Here is an 11216-nt window from a genome sequence, read left to right as displayed (position 1 = left end):
GGTGTTCCCGGTGTTCCCGGTGTTCCCGGTGTTCCCGGTGTTCCCGGTGTTCCGGGGGTTATTTCGTTACGCTCGGATGGCCGATGGGTCAAAATACTCGCGGTGTTCGCAGTACACCTGCTCCTCCGGGCTGCTCCTGCGGACAACGCCCAACGCAAAAAACCTCCCGTTTCGCTGCAGGCAGCGGGCAGGAGGTTTTTTGCGTGAAGCCGGCCAAGCCACAAGCCGAAAGGCTGCGGAGTTTGCCGCCAACCCGCGTCTGTCTGATTCGACAAACGCGGCATGGTACGGAGCCGGAAAATTCTTAGATATTCAAATCCTTGCGTTTGGCGGTGACGAGGAAGATGACGCCTTCGCCGATGTTTGTCGTGTGGTCGGCCACGCGCTCGATGTAGTGCGAGACCATCATGAGGTGGGTCAGCTGGCGATTGGTTCGCAGGTCCGTTCCCAGCATGCCGGTCAGCTCGTTCAGGATCTGGCTGTACAGCGCGTCGACCTTGTCGTCCTTTTCGGCCAGCGCCGCGGCCCGGTGAATGTCCCGTTCGGTGTAGGAAAGCAGGCATTCGCGAAGCATTTCCATCGCCAGGTCGGCCATGGCCGGAATGTCCACCAGCGGCTTGACCAGCTGTTCGCCCGCCATCCGCAGGGTAATTTTGGAGATGTCGACGGCATGATCGGCGATCCGTTCCAGGTCTACCGCGATCTTCGTCGCCATTCCGATGATGCGGAGGTCGCTTGCCATCGGCTGCTGCAGCGCAATAAGACGCAGGCACTCCTCTTCGATGCGCAAAAGCATTTCGTCGATTTCGTCGTCTTTCGCGATGATCGCTTTTGCTTTTTCATTGTCCAGATTGCGGAGTGCTTCGACCGACTGCCGAATCTGCTCCTCCACGATGCCGCCCATTGCCAGCAGCTCCCTCTGGAGCCCTTCCAGAGATTGATGGTAGTTCGATCTTGTGTCCATGCGCTGTACGCCTCCTTAGCCGAATCTGCCCGTAATGTAATCTTCGGTCCGTTTGTCGTTCGGATTGGTAAACATTTTTTCCGTATTGTTTGTTTCCACCAGATACCCGTTCAGGAAAAACGCCGTTGTGTCGGAAATCCGCGCAGCCTGCTGCATGTTGTGCGTCACGATGATGATCGTGTAGTTCTCCTTCAGCTGGCCGGTCAGCTCTTCCACCTTCAGCGTCGAGATCGGGTCGAGCGCCGAGGTCGGTTCGTCCATCAGCAGCACATCCGGTTCCACTGCCAGAAGCCGCGCGATGCAAAGCCGCTGCTGCTGCCCGCCGGACAAGCCGAGAGCGGATTTGTTCAAGCGGTCCTTCGCTTCCTCCCAAAGCGCGGCCTGGGTCAGACTGCGCTCGACGATTTCGTCCAGCACCGCTTTTTTCTTGATGCCGTGGATGCGCGGTCCATAAGCGATGTTGTCGTAAATCGACATCGGAAACGGGTTCGGCCGCTGGAACACCATCCCGACGCGTTTGCGCAAGGAGACGACGTCCGTGTCGGGGGCGTAAATGTCTTCCCCGTCCACAATAACGCTCCCGTTGATCCGGACGCTGTCAATCAGGTCGTTCATCCGGTTCAGCGTCCGGAGGAAGGTCGACTTGCCGCAGCCCGAAGGACCGATCAATGCGGTGATGGAGTTTTTCTCGATGCCGAGCTCGATATCGAACAGAGCCTGATTGTCCCCATAGGACAAGTTCAGTTTCTCTACTTGGATTTTATGTGCTGCGTTCACGATTATTTCCCTCCGCTCAGTCTTTTTTGAATCATTCGTCCCGGGATGGCGATGGCCAGGTTAAACACCAGGATGATCAGAACCAGAAGCGCCGCGCTGCCGTCCGCGATCTGCTGCGCATCGGGAGCGAGCGAGGAGGAGCCGGAATACCAGAGGTGCACGGCCAGCGTGCCGCCCATTTCCTTCAGCCCGAAATCCGGGAAGGTGCGGGATGCCGCGGTACCCGCCGTATAGATCAGAACGGCCGTTTCCCCGAGCGCGCGTCCGGCAACCAGGGTGACGCCTGTGATCAAGCCCGGCAGAGCGCTTGGCAGCAGCACCTTGCGAATGGCCTGCCAGCGGCTCGAGCCGAGCGCAAGCGAAGCCTCCCAGTACGAGGAGGGGACCGTCCGGATCGCCTCTTCCGTCACGCGGACGAGAACGGGAAGGTTGAGCAGGGACAAGGTTGCCGCGCCGCTGATGATGGAGATGCGGAACCCGAACCAGCTTACGAACAGAAGAGCGCCGAACAAACCGAAGACGATCGACGGAACCGAGGACAGAGCCTCCACGGAGATCCGGATGAACTGGGTAAATTTATTGTTTTTGGCGTAGACGGACAGGTAGATGCCCGCTCCCACGCCAATGGGAAGCGAAATCAGCATGGACAGGAACAGAATGTAAAACGAGTTGAACAGCATCGGCCCGACGCCGCCCCCCGCGCTGACCTCCGACGGCTTGCCCGTAATGAAGTCCCAGGACAGCTGCGGCAGCCCCCGGCTCAAAATGCGGAATAAAACGAGAGCGAGAATGACGATAATCAGCACGCCTGCCGCCCAGAAAAAAATCGTCGCGGCGCGGTCGGTTGCACGGCTCCGTCTCATAATTTCTCACTCCTTCCGGCTACAATGCGAATCACGATGATCAGGGAAAGCGACAGCAGGAGCAAGACGAGCGCCATCAGATACAGCGTGTTGTTCCAGGTCGTATTGAAGAAGGTGTTGGCCATGTCCTTAACGATCGCCGTCGTCAGAACCGTCGTTGAATCCAGAAGCGAATTCGGGATAACGGGCGCGTTCCCGATGACCATGAAAACTGCCATCGTCTCGCCAATAGCCCGTCCCATGCCCAGAATGATGCCGGTCAGAATCCCCGGCCGGGCGGCGGGCAGCAAAACGCGCCAGATCGTTTGCCAGCGCGTGGCGCCAAGCGCCAGCGAGGCTTCCTCCAGTCGGCCCGGAAGCGAGCGGATTGCGTCCTCGGACACCGAAAGGATGGTCGGCATGATCATGATGGCGAGAACGATGGCCGCGGGTAGAATCCCGTAGCCAGCGCTGCTGCTCCCATTAAACAGTTCTCCGAGAAAAGGCACGATTACGGTCAGACCGATAAGTCCGTATACAACGGACGGAATGCCCACGAACAGATCGGCCGCCGGGCGAAGAATTTCGCGCATCCAGCGGGGGGCGATCTTGGCCATGAAAATAGCGCCGGAAAGCGCCAGCGGCACCGCCAGCACGATGGACAGCAGCGTCAGCAGAAGCGTGCTGTAGAGGAACGGAAAGGCGCCGAAACCGGGATTGCTTTCCGACGAGGGGTTCCAGTTGGTGCCGAAGAAAAACTCGGCGAACGAAACGTCGCGGAAGGTTTTGCTCCCCTGGAATCCGACGAAGATGATAATCGAGAAGATAACTGCGGCCACCAGCACGGCGCTCAAAACAAACAAAAACCGCATGCTCCGGTCTTTCCGGGCCTGCCGCAATGACCATCCCGTTATTCGGCCTTTTCGGTTATCTTTCGCGCTGTGTCGATCCGAGTATACGGACATGAAAAAACCTCCGTCAGGTAAGATTGATGCTTTAACGCCTTCTCTAACTATAGATAACAATTGTTAATGGAACACCTTACATTTGTTATCGCAATGTAAACGTTAAGGGTTTGTAAAGAGGCGCCTGGCACCATCGCCAAGATGCGATCCTGATGAGACAAAAAGCCCCTAGCGGGGCTTTTTGTTTGAGGAGCACTTTTGCGGATAACCGGATATTATTGTTTGATGAGGTCGGCCGGCAGGAAGCCCATTTTCTCTACTTCCGGGCTTTCAATGAACTCTTTGCTCATGATGAACTCAAGGAATGCTTTGGTTGCGCCGGTTGGCTCGCCCTTGGTGTACATATGCTCGATGCCGTACAGGACGTATTTGCCGCTTTGGATGTTCTCTTTGGAGAATTCCGCGCCGTCCAGCTTCAGGCCTTTTACGTCGCCCGTTACATAAGGAGCGTCGACATAACCGATAGCGCCCGTGCCTTGTGCAACAGCGGTGGCAACCGTTTTGCTGGATTCTTGCGTTACGCCGCCGGTAGCGAAGTCGCCGCCGTCGAGGATGATCGATTTAACCAGTTTGCGGGAGCCCGAGCTTTCCTGACGGTGGATCAGGTTGATCGGTTTGTCTTCTCCCCCGACTTCTTTCCAGTTCGTGATTTTGCCCGTGAAGATGTCGGCGGCTTGCTGCTTCGTCAGGTTGTCGACCGTAACGTCCTTGCTCACGATCAGAACGAACGGAGCGACAGCTACTACATGGTCAACCAGGTCGGTGTATTGCGGATCGGCTTCCACGTCGGAGCTGCCGATGTCGGATACGCCTTCGGCAACGTTCTTCACGCCGGTACCCGAACCGCCGCCCGTTACGGCAACGTCTACTTTGTCGTGCTGGGCCATGAACTTCTCGCCGGCCAGCGTAACCAGCGGCTGGAGCGCCGTGGAGCCGGAAGCGGAGATGCTGCCTTCGATGGCGTCGGCAGGCGCCTGGGAAGCGTCAGCGGATGCGGAAGGCGATTCGGCCGGCGTGCTGGCGGAGGCGGAAGGCGACGTAGAAGCGGATGCGTCGGTATCTGTGTCTTGTCCGCAACCCGCGAGAACCCCCAAAGCTAACGTAAGTGCTGCAGTAAGGCTCAACCATTTTTTCGACATGAGTTTCATGTCCTCCTTCGAATGTGTTGATTTTGTTTGTTGTCTACAAGAACAACTATACCAGTGCTTTGTAAATCAAAAACCAGAAGTAGGTTAAGGCCATGTAAATTTTCGCGCCCGGTTTTGCCTCCTTCTTAATTTGGGAACGTTTCATGAATTTACACTCGGAAAACATTCCCTCCCGTTTCGTTTAATACTTTTCTCCTATACTGTGGGCAGCATCGGAGCGGTTCCGGGTCTTTGGACGGAGCAGCCCGTGAACGCATTATAATAGGTAGGAAAAAGGGGATGACTCGGATGGATCGTTTGACCGGTTGGTTTCGCAACTCCCTGATGGTCCGGCTCGCGCTCGGATTTGCGGCGGTAATTCTGGTGTTTGTCGGGGTGGCGGGCTACAACCTGGTGCAGGTGCGGCACGCAGAAAGGCAGATGGAGGAGCAGACCGCGAAGACCGACCTGAAGCAAACGGCGCTGGAGGCCAAAGTGCTGGTGCAGCAGTTAAAGGACGATTCGTCCGGTTACATGATCTCTATGAACGAGACCTATGCCGAGTCTTTTAATCAGAAAAGACCCATGCTGGAGGAAAAAATCAAAACGATCGGTGCGGCTGCCGTGACCAAGGAACAGCGGAGCCGGCGCGGCAAGCTCGTCCTGGCGGTCAATTCGTTCCTGGAGACGTTTGACCGGGCCTATTTTGTCGTCAACAACAGCTCCATGGCCGAAGCCGATGTAAAACGCAACGTTGAAATGGTCTACAGCGAATCCCAGGAAGCGCGGGATGCCGTCTTTGCGGTATTGGATCAATTTTACGCCGAATTTGAACAAGGCCAGACCGCCGCGGTCGCTTCGACAAAAAGCGGCATGGACAAAACGATGCTGGCGATGCTGCTGGCGCCCGCCGCCACTCTCTTGTTCGCTCTTCTCGTCGCCGTGCTCCTGATCCGCTCCTTTGTCCGGCCCGTCCGCAAGCTGGAAAAGGCGGTTGGAGCAATCGCGTCCGGCGACCTGCGGCATAAAATCCGTTCCGGCTCACGTGACGAGCTGGGCCGCCTGAGCGACAGCTTTGACGCGATGGCGAACCGGGTGAGCGGCATGGTCGGCGGAGCCCGAACCATCGCGGAGTCGCTCAGCGGCCATTCAGCGGAGTTCGAGCGGCTTGCCCGCGAAACGGCCGGCGAAAGCGGCGAGGCGCTGCGCTCCATCGACGAAATTGCGGCGGCCGCCGGTCAGCAGGCGGAGCGGGCGGACCAATGCGCCCGGCACATCGCGCAGCTTCGAACGGAAATCGGCGGTGTCCGGGAAGCCGCCGAAGGCATGCAGGCGGAGAACGAGACGGCGGAGCGGCGGCTTGCCAGCTGCGCCGATTCGGTCGGGGCGCTGAAGGAGTCGGCCGCCGAATCGGAGGCGCTGATCAAGCAGGCGGTCGAAGCGATGCGGGAGCTCAGCGAAAGCTCGGGGCAAATCGGCAGCATCACCCGCTCCATCGGAGCGATTTCGGCGCAGACCCATGTGCTTGCACTGAACGCGGCCATTGAAGCGGCAAGAGCCGGGGCCGCCGGCAGAGGCTTTTCGGTCATCGCGGAGGAGGTGCGCAAGCTTTCTTCGGAGACGACCCGGCTGACCAAAGGAATCGCCGATATCGTTTCGCTCAACAGCGAACGGACCGGCGAAGCGGAAACAGGGCTTCTTCGCGCCCGTGACGGGCTTGACCGGCAAAACGGCCGGGTAGCCGAAACGCTGAACGCTTTCGACTCTATCCGGCTCTCGATGAACGGAATCAGCCGGATGATCCGCGACACGCACGGCCGCGTCCAGCAAGCGGACCGGGAGAGCCTGGGGCTGGCCGACGCGGTGACGGAGATGGCCGCTTATGCGCAGGAGACAGCAGCAGGCGCAGAGCAAATTCATGCGGGCGCCATCCGGCAAAACGGCTCGGTGGTCTTTATTTCACAGGAGGCTGAAGCCATTCATGCGTTGGCGCAAAGCCTTTATGCCGAAATCGGGCAGTTTCAGGTAGCGGAACCGGCTTCAGTACCGTCGTCCTCTGCCGGTTGGGGCGGTTCGGAGGAAAATTTGGAAGCCCGAGACCAGGACCTGGGCGGCGTTCCCGTGGAGGCGGCCAGCGCAGCCGGCTTTCAGGCGGATGCGCTCCTGCTTTCCGCAGACCCCTTCGCCGAGGACGGAAGAGAAGCCGGTTCGCATCCGGCTGCCGGACAAGGCGTCCTTTCCCCGCAGGCTAACCCCCCGGCCGCCAAGCAAGAAGCTAATGAAGAAGCTAAGGAAGCCAAGGAAGAAGAAAAAGCGCTCTTGACGGTTTAACCCCTAGGGCGAAAAAAAACATCGCCCCGAAACGGCACTTTGTCTCAATAGACAAGGTGCCGTTTTTCGGTGCGATGCGTGTTGTCTTCCATTACTAAGCGCCCGGTTCCATTTAAGCAGGCACTCTCCGCTCTATTGGCATTCGCCGGTTTACAGCAGGTGATTGAATACAGGGGTTTCTTCCACAAACGAGACGGGAAGCCCGGGAAACCATTGCCTCACTTGTTCCGCCAGATAGGCCATGCCCGCCTCCTCGCTTTTCAGGTGGCCGATCACCAGGAGCGCTTTCTTATGCCCATGCTCATTGGCATCGCGCACGTATTCCGGTGTTTCCCACTCATGGCCTTCGCCCGCGATCACCAGGTCCGCTCCGTGCTGAAAAAGCGGAATCGCCATCGCCCCGCTGCCCCCGTAGCCCGGAGCCAGGGCGACTCGCCGGCACAGCAGCGCCGGATCGCCGACGAGCCGGATATAAGGGAGACCCAGCTTGCCTTTGACATGCTCAGCCAATTCGGCCGCGGTGGACGGCGGCAGCTTCAGATACCCGTATTCCCCGGCCTTTCCCTCCTCCGCTTCCCAGCCCAGCGCTCTCCGCATCCCTTCCAGAATGCCATCCGGCTCGTAGCTGTGCCAGTAATCGTGAAAGCGGAAAATGGCCATGCCGGTTTCTTCGATTAATTGTTTTTTTGCTTTGCCGACCGGATCGTCTCTCATCCACTCCGCTCCGTCGTTATGCTCGTAAAAGGTCGGCTCGTGCGTGATCAGCAGGTTGGCCCCGCGCGCCGACGCTTCCTTGATAACCCGGCTGGTCGCCGTAAACGCAACCGCCACTCCTTTGACTTTTGCATCAGGACTTCCGCATTTCAGCGTGTCCACGGTTTCGCCTTCCAGCTCCACCGGTTTTTTCAGCCTGCCGATGATGTCTCCTACGGTCCATTCCATATGCGACCTGTCCCCTTCCTTCATTTGCCGAGCTGTTCTTCCAAGCGAATCTTTCCGCCGTCTCGCCTCACCGGTTCATTTTACCACAGCCGCAGCAGGAACCAACCGTGCTGCTTGGCTCCGATTCGCCGGGTTCGTCCCTTTTTCGGCCGGAAGCGCAAAAAAGGACCGGCCGTTACGGACCGATCCTACATTATGCTTTAGTGGTTCTTATTGGTTCAGGTAAACGGTTTTGCCCGTTTTGGCGGACTCGTAGATCGCTTCCAAAATCTCGGATACGACCAGGGCTTGCTCCGGAAGAACGACCGGGTCCTTGTCTTCGAGAATGGATTCGATCCACAGTCGCGCTTCGAGGTGCGCTTCGTTCTCGGATTCGCCCGAGTAGAACGCAACTCCGCCGGCTTTCGTGTCTATCTTGGTTTCCCACAGACGGCTGTGCTCTTCGCCGTTCAAACGCAGGCCGTCTTCCATGTCGGCGCCGCCTTCGGTCCCGCAGAGCGTAACTTTCGCTTCTTTGACGTCAAGCGTGTTCAGCGCCCAGGAAGCTTCGAGGAAAATGGATGCGCCGTTTTCGAACTTGATCATGCCAAACGCGGAATCCTCTACCGTAAATGCTTTCGGGTCCCAAGGACCGAAGGCGTTGGCGGCGTTTTCTTTGTCGGCCAGCTTGTGGTAGACGGAACCGGTTACAGAGACCGGCTTGTAGTTGTTCATGAACCACAGCGTCAGGTCAAGCGCGTGCGTGCCGATGTCGATGAGCGGGCCTCCGCCTTGCTTTTCTTCGTCCAGGAAAACGCCCCAGGTCGGAACGGCGCGGCGGCGGATCGCATGGGCTTTGCCGAAATACACGTCGCCCAGCTTACCGGATTCGGCCACTTTCTTCAGGTGCTGGCTGTCCGGACGCAGGCGGTTTTGGTAGCCGATGGTCAGCTTCTTGCCGGTGCGCTTCGCGGCTTCGAGCATGGCGCGCGCGTCTTCGGCGGTTTTGGCCATCGGTTTTTCGCACATGACGTGCTTGCCGGCTTCCAGAGCGGCGATCGAAATCGGAGCGTGGGAATCGTTCGGCGTACAAACGTGAACCACGTCAATGCTTTCGTCTTTCAGCAGTTCTTTGTAATCCGCATACACTTTGCTGTCCGGGGTTCCGAAGTCCGCTTTCGCTTTCTCGGCGCGCTCGGGCACAATGTCACAGAAGGCCACGAGTTCAATCGTCTTATCGACTAAACGGGCCAAGCTGGGAAGATGCTTGCCGTTGGCAATTCCGCCGCAGCCGATTACGGCCACTTTTAACTTTTTCGACATCTGGGAAATCCTCCTTTGAAGTAGAAACCGCTTTTCATTAACGCTGGGTCATACTAAAATAAAGTATAGCATCCCCTTTTAAAAATGTAATGTTTGATCTGGTTCAACTTGTATGTATTTTTGGCATCAGGAGGCGGCGACGTGGAAATTTTCAAGGAAGACATCGAATACGACAATCCATTTTTGTGCATGAAAATGTTTGAAACGAACCGGCGTCTTCCCGGCGAGATGTGCAACTGGCATTTTCATAAGGAGATGGAAATCCTTGTCCAGCTTGAAGGCGAGCTGGAGATTCACGTTGAAGAGGAGACCTACAACCTGCGGGCGGGCGACGTTATTCTGATCGGCTCCTCGCAGCTGCACCGCGACCGCATCCTGACTGAGCGCTGCCGCTATTATGTTCTCCAATTTGACATGCAGTATTACATCGAGCCGAGCGTGATGCCGTATTACAAGCTGTTTCTTGAACCCGAATTCCCGCTGAGCCGGCTGAATTACGTGTTCCGCGAGCAGGAAAACATCCGCCGCATGGCGCACGAGCTGGTGCGCGAGATCCATCAGGAGCAGCAGATCAAGCACGAGGGGTATGAAATCGCCGTGAGCATTCTGCTCAAGCGGTTCTTTCTCATGCTGCTCCGGCACGACAACCGCAAGCTGCTGAACCACCCCGAAAGCGCGGACCTCATCCGGCTGAAGCCGGTGCTGGAGTACATCGACCAGCACATCGAGGACAAAATTCACGTCGAAGAAGCGAGCCGGGTCGCCAACGTCAGCTACTACTACTTCGTGAAATTTTTCAAGAAGGTGCTCGGGATGTCGTTCCTGGAATACGTCAACTACAAGAAGATCAAACGCGCCGAGCGCTACCTGCTCACCCGGGACATCAGCATCGCCGAGGTCGGCGAAACGATCGGCATGCCCAACATGGCGCATTTTTATAAGCTCTTCAAAAAATACAACGGCTGCTCCCCGAACGAGTACCGCAAGAAGATGCTGGAATGGTCACGCTGACCGCCAGGGAATGAACGGCAAAAGCCCGGAGCCGCGCTGGCGGTCCGGGCTCTTGATTTTGTGGCCGGGTTATTGCAGAACGCTCCATTTCAGATCAAAGAAAACAGGAATATAATAATCCATCTCAACCCATTCAAACTCCAGCTCCCAGTTCAACTGGGCGACCAGAATATTTTTGTGTTCATCCGTCCGGATTCTCCATTTTCCCGATTGAAAAGCAAGCCCCTGCTCCATAAGCTTCAGCACTTCCCCAAAAGGAATATTGCCTGTAACCTCACGTTCAAGACGTTCCACTTCTTTGATGTATCTTTGCTCCTTCAATTCTTCTTCATCCGGCGCTTCGGAATCCCATACCAATTCAAAATCAAAACCTTTTAAATCACTTTGTAATACAGAGTCTCTAAACTCATCCGTAACAAAACATAATAAGCTTTCATCACCTGATGCTTTAAAAATCGGTTCCCCTAATAACGATTTCTCATGAAAAGCATACCGGGAAAAACCGGCTGGTATAGTATCTCCAACAAATTTTTTTAATGACTTTTTATAATCTATACAATCTATTAAGTTTGTTATATTAATTAAGTATAAATTCAGTTCATCCGGTAACAATTTTAAAACTTGACATTTTCCTTCCAGTAGAGGAGATAAACGCTTAACTGCCCTTTCACTAAAAACAGCTGTCCTAAAGAAAAAATTGGGACTATCAGAGAGCTTTTTTCCATATATTTTTTCCACCTTAAACGGAACCCAGTTTTCAATGGGTTTCCCATCATAGTTATATCTATTAGAAATATTAAAATCTTCCTCATCTTGAGTAGTTACCGAGCAATATTTTTCACGAGCACTTTTAAGCTGCCATACTTTCATTAAAATCCTCCTTTGTCCGTTTAACTTATATGTACTTCTCCTAGGGCGTGTATGCAAACCTCATGCCAACCAGATCATGGAAGAA

10 protein-coding genes are annotated in these 11216 nt (G+C 55.9%); 2 read left to right on the top strand and 8 right to left on the bottom strand.

What is annotated here, in order from left to right; genetic code table 11:
- Nucleotides 1-304: 304 nt before the first annotated feature.
- The 5 genes from phoU to AC6I6H_RS20460 all read right to left on the bottom strand — a co-directional run bounded on the left by phoU (nt 305) and on the right by AC6I6H_RS20460 (nt 4687).
- Nucleotides 305-964, bottom strand: a complete 660-nt coding sequence (gene phoU / locus AC6I6H_RS20480; protein WP_497956177.1) for a phosphate signaling complex protein PhoU — start codon at nt 962-964, stop codon at nt 305-307.
- Between the two features lie 15 nt (nt 965-979).
- Entirely contained in the window at nt 980-1741 is a 762-nt protein-coding gene (pstB, locus tag AC6I6H_RS20475) for a phosphate ABC transporter ATP-binding protein PstB (protein WP_497956175.1), read from the bottom strand.
- A 2-nt stretch (nt 1742-1743) separates the two neighbouring features.
- Nucleotides 1744-2604 carry a phosphate ABC transporter permease PstA gene (gene pstA / locus AC6I6H_RS20470; RefSeq protein ID WP_497956173.1) on the bottom strand — a complete coding sequence of 287 codons (861 nt, stop codon included), beginning with the start codon at nt 2602-2604 and terminating at the stop codon, nt 1744-1746.
- A complete protein-coding gene (pstC, locus tag AC6I6H_RS20465) occupies nt 2601-3548 on the bottom strand; it encodes a phosphate ABC transporter permease subunit PstC (protein ID WP_497956172.1) in 948 nt (315 codons plus the stop codon). Before pstC ends, pstA begins: the two co-directional genes overlap by 4 nt.
- A gap of 215 nt (nt 3549-3763) precedes the next feature.
- Nucleotides 3764-4687, bottom strand: coding sequence for a phosphate ABC transporter substrate-binding protein (locus tag AC6I6H_RS20460; RefSeq protein ID WP_497956170.1), 924 nt, complete (start codon nt 4685-4687; stop codon nt 3764-3766).
- 297 nt (nt 4688-4984) lie between these two features.
- Here AC6I6H_RS20460 and AC6I6H_RS20455 point away from each other — a divergent pair, with 297 nt between their 5' ends.
- Nucleotides 4985-7006: a methyl-accepting chemotaxis protein gene (locus AC6I6H_RS20455; protein WP_497956167.1), complete on the top strand. Its 2022-nt coding sequence runs from the start codon at nt 4985-4987 to the stop codon at nt 7004-7006.
- 150 nt (nt 7007-7156) lie between these two features.
- On the opposite strand, the gene AC6I6H_RS20450 is transcribed toward AC6I6H_RS20455, so the two are convergent.
- Both AC6I6H_RS20450 and AC6I6H_RS20445 read right to left on the bottom strand, forming a co-directional pair.
- Complete coding sequence (locus AC6I6H_RS20450) at nt 7157-7948, bottom strand: Nif3-like dinuclear metal center hexameric protein (RefSeq protein WP_497956166.1); 792 nt, start codon at nt 7946-7948, stop codon at nt 7157-7159.
- 210 nt (nt 7949-8158) lie between these two features.
- Entirely contained in the window at nt 8159-9250 is a 1092-nt protein-coding gene (locus AC6I6H_RS20445) for a Gfo/Idh/MocA family protein (RefSeq protein ID WP_497956164.1), read from the bottom strand.
- 141 nt (nt 9251-9391) lie between these two features.
- On the opposite strand from AC6I6H_RS20445, the gene AC6I6H_RS20440 reads away from it, so the two are divergent.
- On the top strand, nt 9392-10261 hold the full coding sequence (locus tag AC6I6H_RS20440) for a helix-turn-helix transcriptional regulator (protein ID WP_497956163.1): 870 nt from the start codon (nt 9392-9394) through the stop codon (nt 10259-10261).
- 69 nt (nt 10262-10330) lie between these two features.
- Here AC6I6H_RS20440 and AC6I6H_RS20435 read toward each other — a convergent pair whose 3' ends face one another.
- Complete coding sequence (locus AC6I6H_RS20435; RefSeq protein WP_497956162.1) at nt 10331-11131, bottom strand: imm11 family protein; 801 nt, start codon at nt 11129-11131, stop codon at nt 10331-10333.
- Nucleotides 11132-11216: the final 85 nt, after the last annotated feature.

This window comes from Gorillibacterium sp. sgz306347 (assembly GCF_059735245.1).
This window is presented reverse-complemented; position numbering and strand designations above follow the sequence as displayed.

Bases quoted from the DNA above. Each gene is read 5' to 3' on its own strand.
- pstC (WP_497956172.1), bottom strand. From the start codon at position 3,548: ATGTCCGTATACTCGGATCGACACAGCGCGAAAGATAACCGAAAAGGC.
- AC6I6H_RS20445 (WP_497956164.1), bottom strand. From the start codon at position 9,250: ATGTCGAAAAAGTTAAAAGTGGCCGTAATCGGCTGCGGCGGAATTGCC.
- pstA (WP_497956173.1), bottom strand. From the start codon at position 2,604: ATGAGACGGAGCCGTGCAACCGACCGCGCCGCGACGATTTTTTTCTGG.
- phoU (WP_497956177.1), bottom strand. From the start codon at position 964: ATGGACACAAGATCGAACTACCATCAATCTCTGGAAGGGCTCCAGAGG.
- AC6I6H_RS20435 (WP_497956162.1), bottom strand. From the start codon at position 11,131: ATGAAAGTATGGCAGCTTAAAAGTGCTCGTGAAAAATATTGCTCGGTA.
- AC6I6H_RS20450 (WP_497956166.1), bottom strand. From the start codon at position 7,948: ATGGAATGGACCGTAGGAGACATCATCGGCAGGCTGAAAAAACCGGTG.
- AC6I6H_RS20460 (WP_497956170.1), bottom strand. From the start codon at position 4,687: ATGTCGAAAAAATGGTTGAGCCTTACTGCAGCACTTACGTTAGCTTTG.
- AC6I6H_RS20455 (WP_497956167.1), top strand. From the start codon at position 4,985: ATGGATCGTTTGACCGGTTGGTTTCGCAACTCCCTGATGGTCCGGCTC.